Source organism: Geodermatophilus arenarius (assembly GCF_042654585.1).
GTDB lineage: Bacteria > Actinomycetota > Actinomycetes > Mycobacteriales > Geodermatophilaceae > Geodermatophilus > Geodermatophilus arenarius.
Genome location: NZ_JBHSGR010000007.1, coordinates 1 through 24,032, shown reverse-complemented (window position 1 = coordinate 24,032; position 24,032 = coordinate 1). Strand labels below are relative to the sequence as shown.

Annotated in this window: 20 protein-coding genes and 1 pseudogene; 5 read left to right on the top strand and 16 right to left on the bottom strand. The window is 76.6% G+C overall.

What is annotated here, in order from left to right; translation table 11 throughout:
- The first annotated feature begins 82 nt into the window (after positions 1–82).
- Complete coding sequence (locus tag ACFO3M_RS08080; RefSeq protein WP_387988060.1) at positions 83–1,291, top strand: ROK family protein; 1,209 nt, start codon at positions 83–85, stop codon at positions 1,289–1,291.
- 1 nt (position 1,292) lies between these two features.
- Here the strand turns inward: ACFO3M_RS08080 and ACFO3M_RS08075 are convergent, their stop codons facing one another.
- The 3 genes from ACFO3M_RS08075 to ACFO3M_RS08065 are packed head-to-tail and all read right to left on the bottom strand — an operon-like array spanning position 1,293 to position 4,347.
- On the bottom strand, positions 1,293–2,177 hold the full coding sequence (locus ACFO3M_RS08075) for a carbohydrate ABC transporter permease (protein WP_387988059.1): 885 nt from the start codon (positions 2,175–2,177) through the stop codon (positions 1,293–1,295).
- Complete coding sequence (locus tag ACFO3M_RS08070) at positions 2,174–3,112, bottom strand: carbohydrate ABC transporter permease (RefSeq protein ID WP_387988058.1); 939 nt, start codon at positions 3,110–3,112, stop codon at positions 2,174–2,176. Before ACFO3M_RS08070 ends, ACFO3M_RS08075 begins: the two co-directional genes overlap by 4 nt.
- A 50-nt stretch (positions 3,113–3,162) precedes the next feature.
- Positions 3,163–4,347: an extracellular solute-binding protein gene (locus ACFO3M_RS08065; protein ID WP_387988057.1), complete on the bottom strand. Its 1,185-nt coding sequence runs from the start codon at positions 4,345–4,347 to the stop codon at positions 3,163–3,165.
- Between the two features lie 455 nt (positions 4,348–4,802).
- Between ACFO3M_RS08065 and ACFO3M_RS08060 the strand changes: the two genes are divergently transcribed.
- Both ACFO3M_RS08060 and ACFO3M_RS08055 read left to right on the top strand, forming a co-directional pair.
- Positions 4,803–5,810 carry a LacI family DNA-binding transcriptional regulator gene (locus ACFO3M_RS08060; RefSeq protein WP_387988056.1) on the top strand — a complete coding sequence of 336 codons (1,008 nt, stop codon included), beginning with the start codon at positions 4,803–4,805 and terminating at the stop codon, positions 5,808–5,810.
- Between the two features lie 69 nt (positions 5,811–5,879).
- On the top strand, positions 5,880–8,225 hold the full coding sequence (locus ACFO3M_RS08055) for a beta-xylosidase/alpha-l-arabinosidase (protein WP_387988055.1): 2,346 nt from the start codon (positions 5,880–5,882) through the stop codon (positions 8,223–8,225).
- A gap of 45 nt (positions 8,226–8,270) precedes the next feature.
- Here the strand turns inward: ACFO3M_RS08055 and ACFO3M_RS08050 are convergent, their stop codons facing one another.
- The 7 genes from ACFO3M_RS08050 to ald all read right to left on the bottom strand — a co-directional run bounded on the left by ACFO3M_RS08050 (position 8,271) and on the right by ald (position 14,716).
- Entirely contained in the window at positions 8,271–9,137 is an 867-nt protein-coding gene (locus ACFO3M_RS08050; protein ID WP_387988054.1) for a pseudouridine synthase, read from the bottom strand.
- Between the two features lie 54 nt (positions 9,138–9,191).
- Positions 9,192–10,046, bottom strand: a complete 855-nt coding sequence (scpB, locus tag ACFO3M_RS08045) for an SMC-Scp complex subunit ScpB (protein WP_387988053.1) — start codon at positions 10,044–10,046, stop codon at positions 9,192–9,194.
- The gene (locus ACFO3M_RS08040) at positions 10,043–10,888 is read right to left on the bottom strand and encodes a segregation and condensation protein A (RefSeq protein ID WP_387988052.1); all 846 of its coding nucleotides are present in this window, start codon (positions 10,886–10,888) and stop codon (positions 10,043–10,045) included. The genes scpB and ACFO3M_RS08040 overlap by 4 nt, the downstream gene beginning before the upstream one ends.
- 82 nt (positions 10,889–10,970) lie before the next feature.
- Positions 10,971–11,465, bottom strand: a complete 495-nt coding sequence (locus ACFO3M_RS08035; protein WP_387988051.1) for a hypothetical protein — start codon at positions 11,463–11,465, stop codon at positions 10,971–10,973.
- Complete coding sequence (locus ACFO3M_RS08030; protein WP_458167227.1) at positions 11,462–12,367, bottom strand: ParA family protein; 906 nt, start codon at positions 12,365–12,367, stop codon at positions 11,462–11,464. The genes ACFO3M_RS08035 and ACFO3M_RS08030 overlap by 4 nt, the downstream gene beginning before the upstream one ends.
- 199 nt (positions 12,368–12,566) lie before the next feature.
- Positions 12,567–13,484 (bottom strand): site-specific tyrosine recombinase XerD, encoded by a 918-nt coding sequence (locus tag ACFO3M_RS08025; protein ID WP_387988050.1) that lies wholly within the window; start codon positions 13,482–13,484, stop codon positions 12,567–12,569.
- 116 nt (positions 13,485–13,600) lie between these two features.
- On the bottom strand, positions 13,601–14,716 hold the full coding sequence (gene ald, locus ACFO3M_RS08020; RefSeq protein ID WP_387988049.1) for an alanine dehydrogenase: 1,116 nt from the start codon (positions 14,714–14,716) through the stop codon (positions 13,601–13,603).
- A gap of 180 nt (positions 14,717–14,896) precedes the next feature.
- Here ald and ACFO3M_RS08015 point away from each other — a divergent pair, with 180 nt between their 5' ends.
- On the top strand, positions 14,897–15,550 hold the full coding sequence (locus ACFO3M_RS08015; protein ID WP_387988048.1) for a hypothetical protein: 654 nt from the start codon (positions 14,897–14,899) through the stop codon (positions 15,548–15,550).
- Between the two features lie 111 nt (positions 15,551–15,661).
- Positions 15,662–16,270, top strand: coding sequence for a hypothetical protein (locus ACFO3M_RS08010; RefSeq protein ID WP_387988047.1), 609 nt, complete (start codon positions 15,662–15,664; stop codon positions 16,268–16,270).
- Positions 16,271–16,327: 57 nt separating this feature from the next.
- Here ACFO3M_RS08010 and ACFO3M_RS08005 read toward each other — a convergent pair whose 3' ends face one another.
- The 6 genes and pseudogenes from ACFO3M_RS08005 to ACFO3M_RS07980 form a co-directional block, all read right to left on the bottom strand.
- Positions 16,328–16,927, bottom strand: coding sequence for an NUDIX domain-containing protein (locus tag ACFO3M_RS08005; RefSeq protein WP_387988046.1), 600 nt, complete (start codon positions 16,925–16,927; stop codon positions 16,328–16,330).
- Between the two features lies 1 nt (position 16,928).
- A complete protein-coding gene (locus ACFO3M_RS08000; RefSeq protein WP_456902377.1) occupies positions 16,929–18,665 on the bottom strand; it encodes a CTP synthase in 1,737 nt (578 codons plus the stop codon).
- A complete protein-coding gene (locus ACFO3M_RS07995; RefSeq protein ID WP_387988045.1) occupies positions 18,643–21,003 on the bottom strand; it encodes a hypothetical protein in 2,361 nt (786 codons plus the stop codon). The genes ACFO3M_RS08000 and ACFO3M_RS07995 overlap by 23 nt, the downstream gene beginning before the upstream one ends.
- Entirely contained in the window at positions 21,000–22,130 is a 1,131-nt protein-coding gene (locus ACFO3M_RS07990; RefSeq protein WP_387988044.1) for a glycosyltransferase family 4 protein, read from the bottom strand. Before ACFO3M_RS07990 ends, ACFO3M_RS07995 begins: the two co-directional genes overlap by 4 nt.
- Positions 22,123–23,769, bottom strand: a complete 1,647-nt coding sequence (murJ, locus tag ACFO3M_RS07985) for a murein biosynthesis integral membrane protein MurJ (RefSeq protein WP_387988043.1) — start codon at positions 23,767–23,769, stop codon at positions 22,123–22,125. The genes ACFO3M_RS07990 and murJ overlap by 8 nt, the downstream gene beginning before the upstream one ends.
- Positions 23,766–24,032, bottom strand: a pseudogene (locus tag ACFO3M_RS07980) (hypothetical protein); the annotation flags it as partial. The gene murJ and the pseudogene ACFO3M_RS07980, both read right to left, overlap by 4 nt.

Genomic DNA, 24,032 nt, shown 5'->3' with positions numbered 1-24,032 from the left:
CGCACAGGCCGGTGGCCGGCGGAGCGGCGCTGATTTTGTTTCGGGCTAGAACATAATGCACGTCACAGCTAACCTCAACCCCGTGTCCGAGCCCGTGACGAGCCCCGAGACGGTTCGCGCGCGGCCCTCGACCCCCCGGCCGGCGAACCTCGCGCTGGTGCTGCGGACGGTGTGCTCCGCCACCACCCCACCCTCGCGCGCCGACGTCGCGGCGGCCACCGGGATGACCCGCGCGACCGCCGCCCGGCTGGCCGACGACCTCGTGGCCGGCGGCCTGCTCGACGAGGTCGAGGCCGCGCCGTCGGGCCGCCGCGGCCGCCCGGCCACGCCGCTGACCCCCGGCGCGCGGGTCGTGGCCCTCGGCCTGCAGGCCGACGCCGGCCTGCTCGCCGGCCGGGTGCTGGACCTGCGCGGCCGGGTGGTGGGCGAGCGGGTCGAGCCCGGCGACTTCCGCGGCAGCGACCCCGGCCCCACCCTCGCCCGGCTCGGCCGGCTCGCCGCCGGCCTGCTCGACGGGCTGCCCGACGGCGCCCGGGTCGCCGGCGCCGGCCTCGCGCTGCCCGGCATCGTCGACGTCGACGCCGGCGTGCTGCTGCGCGCGCCCAACCTCGGCTGGTCCGACCTGCGCCCGGCCGAGCTGCTCGGCCCGCCGCTGCCCGCGGAGCTGGTCCTGGGCAACGAGGCCGACCTGGCCGCGCGCACGGTCGCCGAGACCGCGCCCGGCCGGCCGGGGCCGCACCGGGACTTCGTCTACCTGTCCGGGCAGATCGGCGTCGGCGGCGCGACCGTCATGGACGGCCGGGTGGTGAGCGGCAGCTCCGGCTGGGCCGGCGAGATGGGCCACGTGTGCGTCGACCCCGCGGGGCCGGCCTGCCGCTGCGGGTCCACCGGCTGCCTGGAGCAGTACGCCCGCCGCGGCGCGCTGCTGGCCGGCGGCGGGCTGCCCCGCGACACCGGCCCCGGCGAGCTGGCCCGCCGCGACGCCGACGGCGAGCCCGCGGCCCGCGCGGCCGCCGACGGCGCCGCCCGGGCGCTGCGCGCGGCGCTGGCCGGCGTGCTCAACGTGCTCGACGTGCCGACCGTCGTGCTCGGCGGCCACCTCGGCGAGCTGGCCGCACAGCTGTGCCCGGCACTCGAGGAGACGCTGGGCCGGCGGGTGCTGTCGGCCCGCTGGCGCCGGCCGCGGGTGGAGGCCGCGCTCGCCGCCCGGGCCGCCGGGGCGACCGGGGCGGCGCTGCGCGCGCTGGCCGGCGTGGTCGCCGACCCCGCGCGCTGGCTGCGACCGCACTGAGCTACTTGCCGAAGCCGGCGGTGAGGCCGCTGAGCAGGTACCGGCGGCCGACCAGGTAGAGCACGAAGATCGGCACCACCGACAGGGTCACGGCCGCGAGCAGTCCGGGCACGTTGGTGCCGAACTGGCCCTGGAAGTCCCACAGGCCCAGGGTGAGCACCCGGTTGTCCTCGGACTGGGTGAGCACCAGCGGGAACAGGAAGCCGTTCCAGGCGGTGAGCGAGGTGAACACCGACACCGTGGTGATCGCCGGCTTGGCCAGCGGCAGCACCAGGTGGCGCAGCACGGCGAACGGACCGGCGCCGTCGAGGGTCTGCGCCTCGTACAGCTCGCCGGGGATGTCGCGCAGGCTGTTGACCATCACCAGCAGCGCCACCGGCATGGCGAAGGCCGCCGTCGGCAGGATGATCGCCAGCAGGGTGTCGTACAGGCGCATCTGCGTGATCATCAGGTACACGGGGATGATCGCCGCCTGCGCCGGGATGGCCAGGCCGACGAGCATGAGCGAGAAGCCGCGCTGCACGAACCGGCCGGCGTTGCGGGCCACCGCGTAGGCCGCCGGCAGGGTCAGCCCGACGACGATCGCCACCGTCGCGATCGTCACGACGACCGTGTTGAGCAGGTAGGTCGTGAACCCGCCCTCGAAGACGGTCCGGTAGTTGTCCAGCGTCGGGTTCGACGGCGGGACCAGCGGGTTGTCCGACAGGTAGTCCTGCCGGGTCCGCAGGCTCCCCGAGACCAGGTAGTACAGCGGGACGGCGACCAGCACCAGCCAGACCAGGGACAGGACGCCGGCCAGGACGTTGGGGCGCTCCCGGCGGCCCCGGCGGCGCGGGCGGGCGGGCGCGGGGGCCGCGCCGGTGGTGGGCAGCGCGGTGGCGGTCACAGGCCCTCCTGCTGGCTCTGCATGGCCCGGAAGCCGGTGATGCGGGTGACGAAGAGGGACAGGCCGGCGCCGAGCACCAGCAGCAGCACCGCGATCGCGCTGGCGTAGCCGAACTCGAAGCCGCTGAAGCCGGTGATGTACATGTACAGCGGCGCGATGCGGGTCGTCGTCCCGGGACCGCCCCCGGTGAGGATGAGGATCGTGTCGAAGGTGGTGAACGAGCCGACCAGCATGAGCACGCTGGAGGTGATCACCGTGTACTTCAGCAGCGGCAGCGTGATCGTGAAGAACTGGCGGAAGCGGCCGGCTCCGTCGATGGTGGCCGCCTCGTAGAGGCTGTGCGGGATCTGCCGCGCCGCGCCTTGGTAGAGCAGCGTGTGGAACGGGACGTACTGCCAGGAGACGACCCAGACCACGGTGTAGATGACGATCTCGGTGTCGCCGAGGAAGTTGAACCGGTCGAGGAACGGCAGCGCCTGGGTGACCCCGAAGTTCGGGTCGAGCACCGAGGCCCACAGCAGCGCGATGGCCGCCGTCGACAGGAGCAGGGGCAGGAAGAACAGCGAGCTGAGCACGGCGCGGTTGCGCTGCCGCCCGGCCGCCCAGACCCCGATCAGGAGAGCGATCGGGGTCTGGACGGCCCAGGAGGCCACCATGAACAGCAGGGTGAGCAGCAGGGCGTCGCGCGCCTCGCCGTCGGCGACCAGGCGCTCCCAGTTCGCCGCCCCGGACGGCTGCGGGAACCCGAAGCCGTCCCAGTCGGTGAAGCTGAGGTAGACGACCAGGAGCATCGGCAGGACCGCGAAGAACCCGAAGAAGGCCAGTGCGGGTGCCAGGTACCAGCCCGAGGGACGCTCCCGCGTCCCGGTGGACCGCCCCCGCGGCGCCGGCGGCGCCGGGTTCTCCGCGGGAGTCACGAGGGTGCTTCCTGCCATGCCGGTTCCCCTGCCGTGTGGTGGAGCGGTGGTGCGGTGGTGTCGGACCGTCAGGCCGCGGACATCGCGGCGACGAAGCCCTCGGGGGTCTGCTCACCGAGGAAGAGGCGCTGCAGCTCGGTCAGCATCTCCGTGGACTGCTCGGCGGGCAGGTCCTGGTCCCAGGACAGCTGGAAGTTCGGCGCGCCCTCGACCAGGTCGTAGATCCAGGTCGTGTAGTCGGCGTTGTCCCCGGCCTCCAGCTGCTCGCGGACGCCGGTCACCGCCGGCACGTCGCCGGCCGCCACCAGGTCCTCGACGTACTGCTCGTCGTTGAGCGCGGTCGACACGTACTCCAGCGCGGTGTCCTTCTGGTCGGAGTCCGCGGCCACCGAGTAGAAGTTGGTCGGGTTGCCGACGACGTTGGCCGGGTCACCGGCGCCGCCCTCGACGGCCGGGAACGGCGCCCAGCCGAGGTCGCCCGCCTCGACGAACTCGGGGCTCTGGCCGAGCTGGTTGACGTACTCCCACGACCCCATGAGGTGGAAGCCGGCGTCGCCCTGGGCGAGGATCGTCGACGCGCCGCCGACGTCGTAGCCGACGGAGGCGAAGTCGTCGCCGAAGGCGCCGCGGTCGACCAGGTCGGTGACCATCTGCAGGGACTGCAGGACGGCCGGGTTCTCCCACGCGCCGTCCTCGCCGTCGCGGATGGCCTGGAAGACCTCCGGGCCGCCGACGCGGTCGAGCAGGTACTCGATCCACATCAGCTCGGTCCACGACTGCGAGCCGGCCAGCGCGATCGGGGTGACCCCGCTGGCCTTGAGGGCGTCGACGGCGGCCAGCAGCTGGTCCCAGGTCTGCGGGACCTGGACGCCGGCGGCGTCGAGGACCTGCTTGTTGTAGAAGAGCGCGACCGGCTGCACGCCGCGCATCGGGATCCCGTAGTACTTGCCGTCGAGCTGGGCGGCCTCGAGGACGCTCGGGATGAACGAGTCGCGGAGCTCGGTGTCCTCCTCCAGCAGCGGGGTGAGGTCCTCCACCGCGCCGGCGTCGACGTACTCCTTGAGGTTGCCGCCGCCCCAGTTGAAGAAGACGTCGGGGGCCTCGGGCGAGCCCAGGGCCACGCGCAGCCGCTGCTTGTACGGGTCGTTGCCGAACGTCGTCAGCTCGGCGTCACCCGCCTCACTGGTCTCGTTGAACCGGGAGACCGAGGACTCCTCGATCGGGTTCAGGACGGTGTCCTGCAGGGCCCACACCTGCGCGGTGTCGCCGCCGCCACCGCCTCCGCCGGGGCCGGAGGAGCCGCAGGCGGCCAGGCTCGTTGCGAGGAGGAGCGCGCCGGCAGACGCGGCTCCGCGGGTCAGACGCCGGGATGACATCCCATCGCCGCCTTTCTGTTTCGACGTTGAAAACCGAAAGTTTCGGAGTGGTGCGAGAACGTAAGCCACGTCACCGGCGCTGTCAACGCGCCCGCCACAGACGCGCCGCAGGCGATCTTCCCGCCCTCCAGGGGCGTCCCGACGCACGCGCGAACTGACCAGCGGGGATGAGCGGGGCTGGCGGTTTCGGAGATGTTTCGATAGCGTTCCCGCTCACATTCGTCCGGCACCGCCGCCGGGGCCCTCCTCCGGCCCACCCCGGGACGCCAGGCTGGACGGCACCCCGGCGGGCACACCGGCCGCCGGCGACCGGCGACCCAGGAGGACCCCGCGTGTCCGAGCAGACGGCAGGCCGCCCGACCCTGGCGAGCATCGCCGCGGCGGCAGGCGTGTCGCTGCCCACCGTGTCGAAGGTCGTCAACGGCAAGACCGACGTCGCCCCCGCCACCCGCCAGCGGGTGCTGGCCCTCCTCGACCAGTACGACTACGTGCCGGTCGCCCGCCGCGCGGTCCCCGAGCCGGAGAGCCCGCTGGTCGACGTCGTGTTCACCGCGCTGGACAGCCCCTGGGCGGTCGAGCTGCTGCGCGGCATCACCGAGAGCGGCCTGGAGATCGTCGTCGACTCGCTCGCGGCGCGGCCGCAGGACGGCGACTGGGTCCGCTCGCTGATCGCCGGGGGCCGCCGCGGCGCCATCGTCGTCACCTCGCGGATCACCGCCGCCGACCAGCGCCGGCTGGGCCGCTCCCACCTCCCGGTCGTCGTCATCGACCCGGTCGACATGCCCGGGCCCGACGTGCCCAGCGTCGGGGCCACCAACTGGTCCGGGGGCATGGCCGCGACCGAGCACCTGGTCGAGCTGGGGCACCGGCGGATCGCGGTCATCGGCGGTCCCGAGGACTACCTGTGCAGCCGGGCGCGCATCGACGGCTACCGCGCCGCGCTCGACCGCGCCGGCATCCCGGCCGACCCGGCGCTGGTGCGCCACGGCAACTTCCACCACGACGGCGGCTACGAGCGGGCCCGCGAGCTGCTCGAGCTGCCCGACCCGCCGACGGCGGTCTTCGCCGGGAGCGACGAGCAGGCCTTCGGCGTCCTCGAGGCCGCCCGCCAGGCGGGCCTGTCGGTGCCGGGGGACCTGTCCGTCGTCGGCTTCGACGACCTGCCGATGGCCCGCTGGTCCTCCCCTCCCCTGACCACCGTGCGCCAGCCGCTGGCCGACATGGGCCGGATGGCCGGGCGCATGCTGCTCGACCTGGTCAGCGGCCGGGAGCTGACCAGCCAGCGGGTGGAGCTGGCCACCTCGCTCGTCCCGCGCGCCTCCACGGCCCGCCGTCCCTGACCCCGTCCCCGCACACCGGCCGGGCGGCCCGCGCCGTCCGGCTCCTCCCCGCACGTCTGGAGCCGCCCCGTGACCGACCGATCCCTGCTCGACGCACCCGCCACCGGCGACTGGCGGAACCCGTCCCGGCCGCTGGACGTGCGGGTGCGCGAGCTGATGGCCCAGATGACCCTCGAGGAGAAGGTCGCCCAGCTCTACGGCGTGTGGACGACGATCGGCGAGGGTGAGGACGTCGCCCCCAACCAGCACGAGTTCTCCGAGCCGCTCCCGCCGTGGGAGGAGCTCACCCGGCCCGGCCTCGGGCAGCTGACCCGCGTGTTCGGCACCGTGCCGGTCGAGCCGCTCACCGGCGCCCGCGTCCTGGCCAGCACCCAGCGCGGCATCGTCGAGGGCTCGCGGCTGGGCATCCCGGCCGTCGCGCACGAGGAGTGCCTGACCGGGCTCGCCGCCTGGCAGGCGACCGTGTTCCCGACGCCGCTGGCCTGGGGTGCCTCCTTCGACCCCGCGACCGTGCACGCCATGGCGGCCGGCATCGGCGGGCTCATGCGCCGCATCGGCGTGCACCAGGGGCTCGCGCCGGTCCTCGACGTGACCGTCGACGCCCGCTGGGGCCGCACCGAGGAGACGATCGGCGAGGACCCGTACCTCGTCGCCGCGCTGGGCACCGCCTACGTCCGCGGCCTGGAGGACACCGGCGTCGTCGCCACCCTCAAGCACTTCGCCGGCTACTCCGCCTCGGGCGCGGGGCGCAACCACGCCCCGGTGCGGCTGGGCCCGCGCGAGTTCGCCGACCTGCTGCTGCCGCCGTTCGAGACGGCGCTGCGCGAGGGCGGCGCCCGCTCGGTGATGCACTCCTACGCCGCCGTCGACGGCGTCCCGCCCGCCGCCGACCCGGCGCTGCTCACCGACCTGCTGCGCGGGACCCTCGGCTTCGACGGCGTCGTGGTCGCCGACTACTTCGGCGTCTCGTTCCTGGAGACCACCCAGCACGTCGCCGGCTCCCCCGGCGAGGCCGCCGCGCAGGCGCTGGCCGCCGGTGTCGACGTCGAGCTGCCGACGGTCCGCTGCTACGGCGCGCCGCTGCTGGAGCGGGTGCGGTCGGGCGAGGTGCCCGAGGCGCTGGTCGACCGCGCGGTGGAGCGGGTGCTGCGGCAGAAGGGCGAGCTCGGCCTGCTCGACGCCGGCTGGGACCCCGAGCCGGAGGCGCTGCGCAGCGGCGAGCCGCTGGACTTCGACCCGCCGCACCTGCGCGAGATCGCCCGCGTGCTCGCCGAGCGGTCGGTGGTGCTGCTGGACAACCCCGGCGGCTCCCTGCCGCTGGCGGCGCCGCGGCGGATCGCCGTCGTCGGCCCGTGCGCGGACTCCGTGCTGTCCCTCATGGGCTGCTACGCCTTCCCCAACCACGTCGGCCCGCAGCACCCCGACGTGCCGGTGGGCCTGGAGGTGCCCACGCTGCTCGACGCCGTCCGCGCCGAGTTCACCGGCGCCGAGGTCACCACCGCCCCGGGCTGCCCGGTGCAGGAGCCCGACCGCAGCGGCTTCGACGCCGCCGTGGCCGCGGCCCGCGACGCCGACGTGTGCGTGGCCGTGGTCGGCGACAGCTCGGGCCTGTTCGGCCGCGGCACCTCCGGCGAGGGCTGCGACGCCGCCGACCTGCGGCTGCCGGGCGTGCAGGGCGAGCTGCTCGACGCGCTGCTGGAGTCGGGCACCCCGGTCGTCGTCGTGCTGCTCACCGGCCGGCCCTACGCCCTCGGCGACGTCGCCGGCCGGGCCGCGGCCGTCGTGCAGGCGTTCTTCCCCGGCGAGGAGGGCGCCGGCGCGGTCGCGGGCGTGCTCAGCGGCCGGGTCAACCCCTCGGGCCGGCTGCCGGTGTCGGTGCCGCGCGGGCCGGGCGGGTCGCCGGCCACCTACCTGGCGCCCACCCTCGGCCGCGCCGGCGGGATCAGCTCGGCCGACCCGACGCCGCTGTTCCCGTTCGGCCACGGGCTGGGCTACACGACCGCCGACTGGTCCGACCTCGCGGTGTCCGGCGAGGAGTGGGCCACCGACGGCGAGCTGACCGTCTCCTGCACGGTCCGCAACACCGGCGCCCGCGCGGGTGCGGAGGTGGTGCAGCTGTACCTGTCCGACCCGGTGGCCAGCGTGGTGCAGCCGCTGCGCCGGCTGGTCGGCTTCGCCCGGGTGGAGCTCGACGCCGGCGCCGCGGCGCGGGTGACGTTCCGCCTGCACGCCGACCGGGCGTCGTTCACCGGGCGGGACCTGCGCCGCGTGGTCGAGGCCGGGGAGGTGCAGCTCGCCGTCGGCGCCTCCAGCGAGGACCTGCGGCTGCGGGCGACGGTGCGGCTCACCGGGCCGGACCGGGTCGTCGGGCCGGACCGGGTGCTGTCCACCCCGGTCGAGGTCACCGCGCTCTGACCGCCCGCGGCCCGTCCCCCGCCCCGGGGGGCGGGCCGCGGCCGGCTAGAGGCCGACGAGCTCCTCGAGCGCGCCGACCTCCTGGCGGGTGAGCCGGCGGATCGAGCCGCTGCGCATCCGCTGCAGCGAGATCGGCCCGATCGCGGTGCGGGTCAGCCGGGACACCGGCAGGTCCACCGCGGCCAGCAGCCGCCGGACGATGTGCTTGCGCCCCTCGTGCAGCACGACCTCGACGACCGACTGGCCGGCGTGGGTGTCCACGACGTGGAAGGCGTCCACCTTCACCGGGCCGTCGTCGAGCTCGATCCCGGCGCGCAGCCGGCGGTGCAGGTCGCGCGGGATCGACCCGGACACCTGCGCCAGGTAGGTCTTCCTCACCTCGTAGGAGGGGTGCGCCAGCCGGTGCGCCAGCTCGCCGTCGTTGGTGACCAGCAGCAGGCCCTCGGTGTCCTGGTCGAGCCGGCCGACGTGCACCAGCCCGGGCGCGAGGTCGCCGATCATGTCGCCGACGGTGGGCCGGTCCCGGTCGTCGCTCATCGCGGTGATGACGCCCGCCGGCTTGTTCAGCGCGTAGGTGACCCGGTCGTCGCGCAGCTCGATCCGCCGGCCGTCGACGGCGATCTTGTCGGTGTGCGGGTCGACCCGCATGCCCTGCACGGTGACGACGCGGCCGTTCACGCTGATCCGGCCGCGGTCGATCATCTCCTCGCAGACGCGGCGGGAGCCGACGCCGGCGCGGGCGAGCACCTTCTGCAGCCGCTCCCCCTCGCGCTCCTCCGGCGCGGCGGACGGCTCGCGGTCGCCGGGGTGGGCCGGGGCGAGCTCCATGTCCTCCGACCAGCCCTCACCGCCGGGTGTGCCGGGGGTCTCGTCCGGGTCGGTGTACTCGTCGCTGTGCGGTGCGGTGTCCATGTCGCGCCCAGTCTCCCACCCCCGCGGCGGGAGCCGGTCGGTGCGGGAGGACGCTCACCGGTCCGGGTCCTCCTCCCGGGCCAGCGCGGTGGGGTCGGGCAGCAGCGGCGCCAGCGGCGGGAGCTCGTCGAGGCCGGTGAGCCCGAGCCGCTCGAGGAACAGCGGCGTCGTGCCGTAGAGGCCGCCGCCGCTGTCGGGGTCGGTGCCGACCTCGGCGACCAGGCCGCGGGCGAGCAGGGTGCGCATGACGCCGTCGACGCCGACCCCGCGGATCGCCGACACCCGCGCGCGGGTGACCGGCTGCCGGTAGGCGATGACGGCGAGGGTCTCCAGCGCCGCCTGGGTCAGCCGGGTCCGCTGCCCCTCCGCGAGGTGCCGCTCGACGACGGGCGCGAACTCCTCGCGGGTGTAGAACCGCCAGCCCTCCCCCACCCGGCGCAGCGTGATGCCGGACCGGCGCGCGTCGTGGTCGGCGGCGAGGTCGGCCAGCGCGGTGCGCACCCGGGCGACCGGGCAGCGGAGCGCGCCGGCCAGCGTCACCTCGTCGACCGGCCCGTCGGCCACGAACAGCAGCGCCTCCAGCCCGCCGCGCACCTCCGCCGGGTCGAGCGCCACCTCCGGCTCCGGCTCGGGTGCCGGCGCCGGCTCTGGCTCGGGCATCCCCGGGAGGACCAGCGGCTCCTCGGGGACCGGCGGGACGTCGTCGTGCCCCGGCGCCGGCCGCTCGGCGACGCGGGCGGCGAGCTCCGCGGCGACGGCGTCCCACACCGCGGGGTCGGCCGCGTCGGGGCGGTCGGGGTCCCGCTCGCGGGTGGCCTCGAGCTCGGCGGCCAGGGTCTCCCAGGAGATCGGGCCCCGCCCCTCCACCGCCCGCCCGTCCGGCTCCTGCTCCTCCGGCCGGTCGCTCACGGCAGGTCCTCCGTCGCGACGTCGTCGGCGGGGTCCTCCGCGGCCGGGTCGGCGGGACCGGAGGGCACCGGGCCGGTCCACCGCACGTGCAGCTCCCCCAGCGGCGCCAGCTGGGTGAAGGTGACCCGCTGCTGGCGGTAGAGCTCCAGCAGCGCGAGGAAGCGGGCCACGACCTCCAGGGTCGAGCCGCACTCGGCGGTCAGCGCGCGGAAGGTGAGCGTCCCGGCACCGATGAGCGCGGTGCGCACGGCGAGCAGCTGCTCGGCCACGCTCACCGGCGGCGCGTGCAGGTGCGAGACGCCGACGGTCGGCGGCTCCCTCGGCGTGAGCGCCTTCGCGGCGAGCGCGGCGAACCGCTCGGGGGTGACGCCGAGCAGCACCTCGGGCAGCAGCTCGGCGAACCGCGGCTCCAGCGGCGCCTCGCGGGGGTACCGGCCGGCGGCGACGGTCTCGCGCTCGCGGAGGAACGCAGCGGCCTGCTTGTAGGCGCGGTACTGCAGCAGCCGGGCGAACAGCAGGTCGCGGGCCTCGAGCAGCTCGAGGTCCTCCTCGTCCTCGATCTCGGCGGCGGGCAGCAGCCGCGCGGCCTTGAGGTCGAGCAGGGTGGAGGCGACGACGAGGAACTCGCTGGCCTGGTCGAGGTCGAGCTCGTCGCCGAGCGCCCGCAGGTGGGCGATGAACTCGTCGGTGACCACCGACAGGGCGATCTCGGTGACGTCGAGCTGGTGCTTGCCGATCAGCTGCAGCAGCAGGTCGAACGGGCCCTCGAAGTTGGTGAGCCGCACGGTGAAGCGCGCCGGCTCCGCCGGGCGCTCCGCCACCGCCTGCACCTCACCGCTCACGGGGAGCAAGCGTATGCGCCCTGGCCTCCGTGCAGGGGCCCGCCACGAGCGTGTGCGCGGCGGGGGGCACGGGGCGCCTCCGTCAGCCGCGCAGGCGGCGGACGAGCACCGAGTCCTCGCCCTGCTCCTCGAGGTCGGCGAGCAGCACCGCGATCGCCTCGCGCACGATGCGGCCGCGGTCGGCGGCCACGCCGTGCTGGGCGCGCAGCGTGAGCCGGGCGCTCTCCAGCGCCAGCAGCTCCTCGGCGGAGAGGTAGACGGTGATCTTCTCGTCGTGCCGGGTGCGGCCGTTGCCCGCCGCCCGGGCGGGCTTGCCCCGGGTGCGGGCGCCGGGGGCGGGAGCCGGCGCCGGCGCGCGGAAGGCGGCCAGCGCGTCGGCCGGCGCGCCGCCGGGGACCAGTGTGAGCGGGGCGGGCGACTCGTCGTCGGGGGCCGTCTCCGCCGCGCGGCGGGAACCCCGCAGCGCCGGGGAGCTGACCGCCGAGCTCACGCTCGGCAGCTCGGTGACCTCCGCCTGCGGCACGTCGGTGCGGCGGAACAGCTCGGCCGCGCCGGGGAGGACGGGGCGACGCGTCACAGGGCGATGACCTCCTTGGCCAGGTCGCGGTAGGCGGCCGCACCCGACGAGGTCGGCGCCCAGGTGGTGATCGGCTGGCCGGCGACGGTCGTCTCCGGGAAGCGCACGGTGCGCTGGATGACCGTCTGGAACACGGTGTCGCCGAAGGCCTCGACCACCCGGCTGAACACCTCCCGGCAGTGCACGGTCCGGGTGTCGTACATCGTGGCGAGGATCCCGGAGATCTCCAGCTCGGGGTTGAGCCGCTCGCGCACCTTGTCGATCGTGTCGACCAGCAGCGCCACGCCGCGCAGCGAGAAGAACTCGCACTCCAGCGGGATCACCACGCCGTGCGCCGCGGTCAGGGCGTTGACCGTGAGCAGGCCCAGCGACGGCTGGCAGTCGATGAGGACGTAGTCGTACTCGTCGCGGACGTCGGCCAGCTTGCGCAGCAGCGTCTGCTCGCGGGCGACCTCGCTGACCAGCTGCACCTCGGCGGCGGAGAGGTCGATGTTGCTCGGCACCAGGTCCAGGCCCGGGACGTCGGTGGGAACGCGGACGTCGGCCAGCGTGGTCCGCTGCTCCATGAGGGCGTTGTAGATCGTGCGGTCCAGCTGCTGGGAGGGGACACCCAGGCCGACCGACAGCGCACCCTGCGGGTCCAGGTCGACCAGCAGCACCTTGCGGCCGTACTCGACCAGCGCGGCACCCAGGTTGATCGTCGACGTCGTCTTGCCGACGCCGCCCTTCTGGTTGCACATCGCGATGACCCGCGCCGGGCCGTGCTGGGTCAGCGGCGGCGGCTCGGGCAGCTTGCGCTGCCGCGCGCGGGCGGGGTCCAGCTTCGAGGCGGTCGCACCCATCTCCCCGCCGTCGGCCGGAAGTGCGAGGGCCTGCCCGGCCACGTCCCCTCGGATCGCCATGAGTGCCACTCCTCCGTGCTCCCCGGCGGAGCCGGCCGCGGTCTCGGCCGGCCCGGTCCGCTCGGGTCCTCCCCGACGGTAGGGAGATCACCACGAACGATCCACGGGACACGCCGGTTGCTGGCGGATGTCGCCCAGGTTCCGGAGTGCCGACGGGTAGCCGTGGGCAGGACCTGCCAGACGGGCGCCCCCGCCCTCGTCAGGACAGGGCCCTCGGGTGGCTGCTGGCGTACACCTCGCGCAGCTTGTCGACGGTGACCAGCGTGTAGACCTGGGTCGTCGTCACCGACGCGTGGCCGAGCAGCTCCTGCACGACGCGGACGTCGGCGCCGCCGTCGAGCAGGTGGGTGGCGAACGAGTGCCGCAGCGTGTGCGGCGAGACGTGGTCGGGGTCCAGCCCGGCCCGCTCGGCCGCCGACCGCAGGATCGCCCAGGCGCTCTGCCGCGACAGCGGCCCGCCGCGGGCGTTGAGGAACAGCCGCCCGCCCCGGACGCCGCCCCTCCCCGCCGCGGCCAGCGCCGGGCGGGCGCGCACCAGGTAGTCCTCGACGGCGCGCAACGCGTAGCTGCCCACCGGGACGATCCGCTCCTTGCCGCCCTTGCCGGCCAGCCGCACCACGGCCTGGCCGCGGTCGAGGTCGTCGACGGCGAGGCCGACCGCCTCGGAGATGCGCGCGCCGGTGCCGTAGAGCACCTCGAGCAGCGCCCGGTCCCGCAGCCCGCGCGGGCCCTCCACCGACCCCGCGGCCTCGATCAGCGCCACCACCGCCTCGACCGGGATCGCCTTGGGCAGCCGCCGCGCCGGCGCGGGCGGGCGGACCTCCGCGGCGACGTCGCCGGGCACCAGCCCGTCGAGCAGCGCGAAGCGGTGCAGCCCGCGGACGGCGACGACGGCGCGCGCGGCCGAGGTGGCCGACAGCGGCGGGTGCTCGTCGTCGCCGGCCCGCAGCGCCGCGAGGAACCCGGAGACGTCGCTCTCCGCGACCTCCCCGAGGCCCCGCACCCCGGCGTCGGCGAGGAACCGCGCGTACCGGCGCAGGTCGCGCCGGTAGGAGGCGATGGTGTTGGCGGCCAGGCCGCGCTCGACGGCGAGGTGGTCGAGGTAGCCGCCGACCACGCGCTCGACGTCGGGACCGGCACCCGGCGTCGTCGTCGGGCCCCGTCCCCCGGCCAGGCCCCGCGCGCCGGTCCGCTCCTCGCTCGCCCCCCGCTGCGGCGCTCCCGTCGCTGTCGTCAGGACAGGACCTCCTCCCAGGGCACGGCGGTCATCCCGTGCGTCTCGGCCACCTCGGACAGGGTCACCTGCCCGGCGACGACGTTGACACCGTGCGCCAGCGCCGGGTCCGCGGCGACGGCCGCCCGCGTCCCCTGCTCGGCCAGGGCCATGACGTAGGGCAGCGTCACGTTGGTGAGCGCGTGCGTGGAGGTGTTCGGGACGGCGCCGGGCATGTTCGCCACGCAGTAGAACACCGACTCGTGCACCCGGAAGGTCGGGTCGTCGTGTGTCGTGGGACGGGAGTCCTCGAAGCACCCGCCCTGGTCGACGGCGATGTCGACGAGCACCGACCCCGGCTTCATCCGGCTGACCAGCTCGTTGCTCACCAGCGTGGGCGCCTTGGCGCCGGGGACCAGCACAGCGCCGATCACCAGGTCGGCGTCGAGGACGGCGCGCTCGACCTCGTAGGCGTTGGAGGTCACCGTCTGCAGGTGGCCGCGGTAGACCCGGTCGGCCGCGCGCAGCTTGTCGACGTCGCGGTCGAGGACGACGACCTCGGCCTGCATGCCCAGGGCGATGGTCGCGGCGTTCATGCCCGACACCCCCGCGCCGATGACGACGACCTTGGCCGCGTAGACGCCCGACACCCCGCCGAGCAGGACCCCGCGGCCGCCGTGCGCGCGCTCGAGGCTGTGCGCGCCGACCTGCGGCGCCATCCGCCCGGCGACCTCGCTCATCGGCGCGAGCAGCGGCAGCGCGCCGCCGGCCGTCTGCACGGTCTCGTAGGCGATCGCGGTGGTGCCGGAGGCGACCAGCGCCTCGGTGCACGCCCGCGAGGCGGCCAGGTGGAGGTAGGTGAACAGCGTCTGCCCGGCGCGCAGCCGCCCGTACTCCTCCTCGACCGGCTCCTTGACCTTGAGCAGCAGGTCGGCGTCGGCCCACACGTCGTCGGCGCTCGCGACGATGCGCGCGCCGGCGGCGGTGTAGTCGGCGTCGGGGATGGAGCTGCCCTCCCCCGCGCCCTGCTCGACGAGCACCGTGTGCCCGGCCCGGGTCAGCTCCGTGACCCCGGCCGGGGTCAACGCCACCCGGTACTCCCTGTTCTTGACCTCGCGGGGCACCCCGACGCGCATGACCACTCCTGGATGTTCGACCGGGCCGAGGTCGTCGGCCCGCGCCTGCCGTCCGCTCCCGGGTGAGGGAGCTCACTCCGGACCCTAGAGCCTGGCCGCTCCCGCGCTGCCGGGACCGCGCGCAGCGCCGACGATGGCAGGGGCCGGAACGCGTCGCCGAACCCCCGGGAGGACCCGCTGATGCGCCTGTACGCCGCCCGACCCGACGCCCGCCTGCGCCAGGTGGCGGCCGACGCCGGACTGCTGGCCTGGGCCGTGCTGTGGGTGCTGGTGGCGCGCGCGGTGCACGGGGCGGTGCTGGCGCTGGCCGCGCCCGGCCGGGCGGTGGAGGACCTCGGGACGTCGGTCGCCGACAGCATGGGCTCGGCCGCCGACGCCGCGCAGGACCTGCCGGTGGTCGGCGACGAGCTGTCCTCCCCGTTCGACGCGCTCGGCGACGCCGCGGGCTCCGTGCGGGGCGCCGGGCAGGCGGCGCAGGACGCCGTCGGCACGCTCGCGCTGCTCCTCGCCGTCGTCCTGGTGGTGCTGCCGGTGGGCTGGCTGCTGCTGCGCTGGCTGCCGTGGCGGCTGCGCTGGGTGCAGGAGGCGACGGCGGTGGAGCGGCTGGCCGGCGGCCCCGACCCGGACCTGCACCTGCTCGCCGCCCGCGCCGTCGCCACCGCCCCGCTCCCCCGGCTGGCCGCGCTGCCGCCCGGGATCGGCGCGGCCTGGCGGGCCGGCGACGCCGCCGCGCCGCAGGCGCTGGCCGCGCTGGAGGCCGGGCGGCTGGGGCTGCGGCTGCCCGTCCCGGACGCGGCGGGCTCCGGCGCCACCGCGCCGCCGCTCTCGGGTTGAGGACGCGGCCACCGGTGCCGATGCCACCTCCCGAGCCGGGAGGTGACCGTGGGACGAGCGAGACGGCGGCGGGGCCCGTCAGCCGGCGGGATCGCCGGGCGGGTGGCCGCCGTGGCGGCTGTGGGGCTGGTCGTGCTGTCGGCACCGGCCACGGACCTCGCCGCGCAGGTGACCGCGTCCTGGGCGCCGTTCCACGACGCGGGCACCGCCGACGGCCCGCAGCCCGCCCGCGTGGTCGACGCGCCGCAGCCGGTCGCGGCGGCGCCCCCGCCGGTGGTCGACGCCCCGGTGCTCGCGCTGCCGGTGCCGCGCCGGCTCCACGTCGAGGTGCCGAGCCCGCTGGTCCCGCAGGGCCAGCCGCTGCAGACCACGCCGCCGCCCGCGCAGTGCGGCGGCTACGGCAGCCTGCGCCAGGTGCCGCCGGGCGTCGTCCCGGGGGTGGGGTCGGCGACGGTGAGCTGGCAGGCCGACGGCCGGGAGTCGGTGCAGGGCTACCGGGTGACGGCGGTCAGCCAGCAGCTGGTCCCCGGCCCGCAGCCGGCGCCGCCGCAGGTGACCGTCGGGCAGCGCGGCGACTGCGGCGAGGTGACGGCGGGCATCGGCGGGCTGACCAGCGGCGTCCCCTACGTCTTCTGGCTCGAGGAGCTCGTCCTCGACGCCGGCACGCAGGTCACCGAGTACGAGCAGGTCGGCTGGTCCAGCCCCGTCGTCATCGCGTGACGGCCCCCTCCAGGATCCCGCCGCGAGCGTGCGAGCCGTGGGGAGCGAGGGAGTTCGTCAGGTGGCGTCGACGGGGCGCAGGCGCGGGCCGGCGGCGCGGTGCTGGGCGGCGGCGAGCAGGCCGATGACGGCGGCGGCGTTGCGGATCCGCCCGTCGAACACCCACTGCACGGCGTCGTCCAGCGGCACCCGCTCGACGGTCATGTCGAGCTCCTCGTGCTCCACGGTGAAGCCCTCGGGCCGGTCGACGTCGGACAGGCCCTCGGCGAGGTAGACCAGCACCAGCTCGTCGCAGAAGCCCGGGGTGCTGAAGCTGGTGGTGAGCAGCGACCACCGCTCGGCGGCCATGCGCACCTCCTCGGCCAGCTCCCGCTTCGCGGTCTCCAGCGGCGGCTCGCCGTCGGCGTCGCGCAGGCCGGCGGGCAGCTCCCACAGGTAGCCGCCGACCGGGTGCCGGTACTGCCGGAGCAGCACGACCTGCCCGTCGTCGCCCAGCGCGACGACGGCGACCGCGCCCGGGTGGCGGACCACCTCGCGCACGCTGTCGCCGCCGCCGGGCATGGCGACGGTGTCCTTGACCAGCGAGATGACCCGCCCCTCGTAGACCGTCTCGCTGTCGAGGACGCGGTAGTCGCCGTCGGCGGCCGGCTCGGTCACCTCAGATCCCGACCTTCTCCGCCTCGGCCTCCACCGGCACCGGCAGCCGGGCGGACTCGGCGCGGTCGATGGCCGCGTCGACGAACGCCGCGAACAGCGGGTGCGGGCGGGTGGGGCGGCTCTTGAGCTCCGGGTGGGCCTGGGTGCCGACGAAGAACGGGTGCACCTCGCGCGGCAGCTCGGCGAACTCGACCAGCAGGCCGTCGGGCGAGGTGCCGCTGAACACCAGGCCGGCGTCGGAGAGCCGGTCGCGGTAGGCGTTGGCCACCTCGTAGCGGTGCCGGTGCCGCTCGGTGATCTCGGTCGAGCCGTAGGCGGCCGCGGCCTGCGAGCCCTTGAGCAGGTGCGCCGGGTAGCTGCCCAGCCGCATGGTGCCGCCCAGCCCGCGCTCGCCGGCGATGACGTCGACCTGGCTGGCCATGGTGGCGATGACCGCGTCGGGGGTGTCGGGGTCGAACTCGGCGGAGTTGGCCTGCTCGAGCCCGGCCACGTTGCGGGCGTACTCGATGACCATGCACTGCAGACCCAGGCACAGCCCCAGGGTCGGGATGCCGTTGGTGCGGGTGTAGCGGATCGCGCCGAGCTTGCCCTCGATGCCGCGGACGCCGAACCCGCCGGGGATGCACACGCCGTCGACGTCGGACAGCGCGGCCGCCGCCCCCTCGGGGGTCTGGCAGTCGTCGGAGGGCACCCAGCGGATCTGCACCCGGGCGCGGTGGGCGAACCCGCCCGCGCGCAGCGCCTCGCTGACCGACAGGTAGGCGTCGGGCAGGTCGACGTACTTGCCGACCAGCGCGATCGTCACCGTCTGCTTCGGGCGGTGCACCCGCTCGAGCAGGTCGCCCCACACGGTCCAGTCGACGTCGCGGAACGGCAGGCCCAGCCGGCGGACGACGTAGGCGTCCAGGCCCTCGCGGTGCAGCACCTTGGGGATGTCGTAGATCGACGGCGCGTCGGGGCAGGAGATCACGCCCTCGGCGTCGACGTCGCACATCAGGCTGATCTTGCGCTTGAGGCCGGTGCCGATCTCGCGGTCGGCGCGGCAGACCACCGCGTCGGGCTGGATGCCGATGTTGCGCAGCGCGGCGACCGAGTGCTGCGTCGGCTTGGTCTTCAGCTCGCCCGACGGCGCGATGTAGGGCACCAGCGAGATGTGCAGGAAGAAGCAGTTGTCCCGGCCGATCTCGTGGCGCACCTGCCGGGCGGCCTCGAGGAAGGGCAGCGACTCGATGTCGCCGACGGTGCCGCCGATCTCGGTGATGACGACGTCCACGCCCTCGTCGTCCTCGGTGCCGGACTCCGCGGCGGCGAGGATGCGGGACTTGATCTCGTTGGTGATGTGCGGGATGACCTGCACGGTGTCACCGAGGTACTCCCCGCGCCGCTCCTTGGCGATCACGTCGGAGTAGACCTGCCCCGTGGTGACGTTCGAGCGCCGGCCGAGGTCGGTGTCGAGGAACCGCTCGTAGTGGCCGACGTCGAGGTCGGTCTCGGCGCCGTCCTCGGTGACGAAGACCTCGCCGTGCTGGAACGGGTTCATCGTCCCGGGGTCCACGTTGAGGTACGGGTCCAGCTTCTGCATGGTCACCCGCAGGCCGCGGGCGGACAGCAGAGCGCCGAGGGAACTGGCCGTCAGGCCCTTGCCGAGAGAGGAGACAACTCCACCGGTGACGAAGACGAACTTCGTCGGCTGGGAGTTGTGGAGGAGCCCGCGATCACGCATTCCAGGTCGACCCACGGGAACCCACCGTAACACGGTCCGGGTCCTCGTCCCGGCTGTCCGCGGGCACGCCCCGCCGGCCCGGCGCCGTCGTGGCCAGCGTCACCAGCAGCGGCACGAGCAGCGCGGCGGCGGTCGCGGGCAGCGCGACGCCGGAGTCGTTGACCGCGGCGCCCAGGGCCAGGCTCAGCGCCGCGGCGACCAGCCCGGCGCGCAGCACGGCCGCGTCGGCCGGGCGCAGGCCCGAGCCGCCGTCGCGGAGCAGGCCGGGACCGCGCAGCAGCGCGGGCCGGCGGCCGCGCACCAGCCAGACGGCGGCCACGAGCGCCACCGGCAGCATCCAGGCCAGCGCGCTGCCGAGCAGGATGCCGACGTTGGCCGAGGCCTTGCGGCTCACCACCGTCCACGCCTCGCCGGTGAGCAGCTGCTCGACGAACCGGCCGAGGTGGCTGCGCTCGGCGGCCGGCCGCAGCCAGTCCAGGAACGCCAGCGTGCCGACGGCGACCACCCCGGCGCCGAGCACCGCGGCCAGCCGCACCGCGGTCACGCGCACGCCGGTGAGCAGCATCGCCAGCAGCAGGAAGCCGGGCAGCACCGCGAGCACGCCGCCGAAGTCGCGGCCGAGCCCCGGCGCGCCGACCAGCACCACGCCGGCCAGCCCGGCGCCCACGACGACGACGCCGGTGACCCGCCGCGCCCGCCGCCCGCCGTCGTCCCGCCCGGCGCGGCGGCCGGCCGCGGTGGCGCCGACGGCGGTGCCGCCCAGCGCGGCCGCCGCCAGCAGGCCGGAGGTGAGGTTGCCGTAGCCGGTGAACCGCCCGGCGACGATCGCGTCGTAGCCGAGCAGCCCGTCCAGCTCCAGCGACGAGCCGGTGAGCACGTCGGCGACCAGCGTGCCGACGGTGACCGCGAGGACGGCCAGCGGCGGCCCGCCCCGGCGGCGGCGCCACGGCCCCAGGACGGCGACCGCGACCACCGCGGCGTCGGCCACCAGCAGCGCCCCGGCCAGCGCCCACCGCGGCGAGCCGGCGCGCTCCCAGGGCAGCAGCCCGGCCAGGTAGGTGGCCACCGGCAGCGCCGCGGCCGCCAGGGCCGCGAGCTCCAGCACCGGCCGCAGCCGGGCGCGCGGCCGCGCGCCGCGGGTGAGGCCGAGCACGAGCACGCCGAGGACGACGACGGCGGCCTGCACCGCCACCAGCGCCGTGAAGAACGTGCCGGTGCTGCGGTGGTGGGTGACCGCGGCGGTGTTGGCCCGCTCCAGCTCCGCGACCGCCTCCGCGGTGGCGGGACGGCCCCCGGCCACGGTGAGCGGCTGGCCGTTGACCGACGCCGGCTGCTCGAGGTCCAGCGCGCGCAGCACGGTCGGGGCGACGTCGATGAGCTGGGTGAACGGCGCCCGGCCGGTGCTGGCCGACGTCAGCCACCCCGGGCCGGGGAACCCGGGACCCGAGGCGATGCCCACGTGCAGCTGCGGGCGGCCGTCGTTGACCTCCGAGACGCCCTGCACCAGCAGCAGCGTCTCGCCGGGCAGCGTGTCCACGGCGGCGCGCAGCCGGGCCACCTGCTCGTCGACGGCGGCCAGCGCGGCCTCGCGGGAGACCGGGTCGGTGCCGGTCTCGCTGCCCTCGGGCGCGGGGACGCCGGCGTCGACCAGGCCGTCGAGGGAGACCAGCGTGAGCGGGCAGGGCTCCAGCAGCGCGGCCAGCGCCGCCGGGTCGGCCGGCAGCGCGTCCTCGCGGGTCAGCCCGACCCCGGGCGCGGCCACGGCCAGCGCCGCCGCCCGGCCGACGACCGTCGCGCAGCCGACCGCGGCGCCGAGGGCCCCCGGCTCGGCGCCGAAGCGGGCGCTGGCGTCGTCCTCGGCGACCGCGCGGACGGCGCTGAGCGGATCGGCCAGCCCCGCCTCCGCCAGCCGCTCCTGCAGCCCGCAGTGCGACAGCTCGGGGCTGGCCGGCGGCCCGGCCGGCACCGGCTCCTGGGAGGGGGCCGCGCCGGACCCGCCGGGGGCGTCCGGTGTCTCCCCCGGCAGCGGCACGGTGGGCAGCGGGACCATCGGCAGCATCTCGTCCGGCGCCGGGAAGCGGGCCCGGTTGCCCGCGCCGAGGGTGGCCCAGCCGTCGAGCAGGCAGGTGGTGGAGCGGGCCGCGCGCACCGACACCGCCCCGACCGGCGAGGTGTCGGCCAGCTCCCACAGGGCCGGCGTCCGCCCGGGGTCGACGTCGTCCCACACCAGCCCGGGCACGCCGACGACGAGCACCCGGTCGGCGCGCCGGCCGTCGTCCGCCGCCGCCGATCCGGGCAGCCCGAGGGCGAGCAGCGCCAGCAGCACGGACAGCAGGACGGCGGCGCGCCTCACCGCGGGGGCCCCAGCAGCTCGCGGTAGACGGCGACCAGGGTGCGGGCGGTGGCGGCCTCGTCCGGCCAGCCCGCCGCCCGCGCCCGCCCGGCCTCGGCCAGCGCGGCGGCGCCGGCGGGGTCGGCGAGCAGGTCGTCGACCGCGCCGACCAGCGCGGCGGCGTCGCCGGGGGGCACGAGCAGCGCGCCGTCGCCGAGCAGCTCCGGCAGCCCGCCGGTGCGGGTGGCGACCAGCGGCGTGCCGGCCCGCAGCGCCTCCTGGGCGGTGAGCGAGCGCGCCTCCCAGCGGGAGGGCAGCACCACCAGGTCGGCGGCGGCCAGCAGGTCGGCGACGTCGTCGCGGCGGCCGAGCAGGGTCACCGGCAGCCGCTGCACGGCGATCCGGGCGGACAGCTCGGCCTCCAGCGGCCCGTCACCGGCGATCGCGACCAGCGGCGCGCGGTCACCGGCCGCGCCACGGGCCAAGGTCGCGGCGGCGTCGAGGAGGACGTCGTAGCCCTTCTGCGGGTGCAGCCGCCCGACGGCGAGCACCAGCGGGCGGCCGTCGGCCAGCCCCAGGCCGGCGCGGACCTCGTCGCGGGACCGGCGGGCCGGCGGCAGCGCGGGCGCCGACACCGGCGCCACCCGGACGTCGCGGGCGCCGAGGCGGCGGGCGTTGTCGGCGAGGTCGCCGGAGGCGGCCAGCACGACGTCGGCGGCGCGGACGGTGGCCCGTTCGGCGGCGACCAGCACCCGGCGGAGCGGACCGGAGCGCTCGGGCAGCGCGTTGTGCAGGGTGACCACCAGCGGGCGGCGGGTGCCGCCGCGCACCGCGGCGGCGGCGACCAGGCCGGCGCGCAGCCCGTGGGCGTGCACGAGGTCGGCCCCGGCGGCGGCGCGGCGCAGCGCGAGCACCGCGCGGGTGTCGGCGAGCGGGTCGAGCCCGGCGGAGATCTCCACCGGGGTGAAGCCGGCCGCGGCGGAGAAGCCGAACAGCGCGTCGGTGGCCGCGGGCCCGCAGACGGTGACCCCGGCGCCCGCGCCGGCCAGCGCGGGCAGCACCGAGCGCAGGTGGGTGCCGACGCCGCCGGTGCTGGTGGCGAGCACCTCGGCCACCCGGCGGCCGGCCAGCGGTCGGGCCTCAGCCACCGTGCACCTCCGTCCCCCCGGGCGTCCGCAGCGCGCGCACCGCCGCGGTCAGGGGGCGGCGCGCCGTCCCCATCATGACCGCCGCCGCCACCGCGGTCACGGTCGCGGCCGCCAGCAGCGCCGCCCCCGCCGCCGCGAGCAGCGACCCGACGGGCACCGGGTCGGCGCCCAGTGCGCGGGCGACCGCGAGGCCCGCGGCCACGCCCGCCCCGGCGGCGAGCAGCACCAGCAGGCCCAGGTGGGCCAGCCCGGCCAGCCCCGTGGGCCCGGCCGTCCGCGCCGTGACGACGAGCAGGCCGAGGCCCGCGGCGGTCACCCCGGCGCTGTGCCCGGCGCCCAGCGCCAGCGCCCGGTCCGCGACCGGCAGCGCGGTGGACAGGACGACGTCGGCGGCCACGGCGAGCAGCCACCCGCCGAGCACGCACGCCGTCGGCGCCCGCCACAGCCCGCGGGCGTAGAGCGCCCGGGTGAGGACGGCGACCAGGCCGTAGCCGACCAGGCCCGGGGCGAAGGCGACGACGGCGTCGCGCAGCGCGGCGACCCGGTCGGCCTCCCCGTCGACGAGGAACACCCGCGCCATCGGCCCGGCGACGGCGGCCAGCACCGCGGCGGCCCCGGCGCTGGCGGCCACGACCAGCGCGGTGACCGGCGCCAGCGCGCGGCGGTAGCCGGGCAGGTCCCCGACCGCGGCGCGCTCGGCCATGAGCGGGTAGGCGGAGGTGGCCAGCGGCACCGCGACCGCCGCCCACGGCACGAGGAACAGCGTGAGCCCGGCGGTGTAGGCGACCTGGGTGCCGTCGGGCCCGTCGCCGGCCAGCCGGATGGCGACCGCGGCCACCAGCTGCTGCCCGGCGAGGGTGAGCACCCCGGCGACCGCCAGCCGGCGCACCTGCGGCGCCGCGCCCACCGGGAACCGCAGCGCGGGCCGCAGCCCCAGGTGCAGCCCCCGCACCGGCAGCAGCACCGCCAGCGCCAGGGCCAGCACGCCGAGCGTCGTCCCGACGCCGAGGACCAGCTCGCCCGTCGTCGTCAGGTCCCGGACCTCCCGGCCGCCGCCCGTCCACGCGAAGGCGGCGTACGCGGCGGCGACGACGACGCTGGACAGCAGCGGCGCCAGGGCCGGCCAGGCGAAGCGGCGGTGGGCCTGCAGCACGCCGGTGGCGACGACGGCGAGGCCGTAGAGCACCACCTGCGGTGCGAACACGACGAGGAAGCGGGCGGCCAGGTCGACCTCGGCGGGCGTGCCGCCGCCGAGCAGCAGCTCGGCGACCGGGTGCGCGAGGACGGCGAGCAGCGCGGCCAGCGGCGCGAGCACCAGCAGCGTCCAGCCCAGCAGCGCCGAGGCGGTCCGGCGGACCTGCTCGCGGTCCCCGGCGGCGATGCCGGCGGCCAGCATCGGCACGACGAGGGAGGCCAGCGCCCCGCCCGCCACCACCTCGAAGACGATGTTCGGGACGGCGTTGGCCGCGGTGTAGGTGTCGCCGGTGCTGTCCGCGCCGACGGCGTTGGTGAAGACCAGCGTGCGCCCGAAGCCGGCGAGGCGGGCCAGCACGGTGAGGACGGCGATCAGCGCGGCGGCGCCGGCGACCCCCTGTGCGACGCGGCGGCCGGGCGGGCGCACCGCCGGTCCGGCGCTCACGCCGGGCGGCGGCCGAGCCGGTCGAGCTCCCGCAGGCCCGGCGTGGCCTCGATGACCCGGGTGAAGCTGACCCGCTCGCTGGCGAGGGTGAGCGCGGTGACCGCGGCCAGCAGGCCCGCGCGCGCCGGGCGCGAGGGGACGGCGGCGGCCCGCAGGCCGAGCACCGCGCCGAGGGCGTTGGCGCCGGCGTCGCCGAGCATCACCCGCTCGCCGAGGTCGGCGAGCAGCGCGGCCAGCGCGGCGCCGAGCGGACCGGCGGCCAG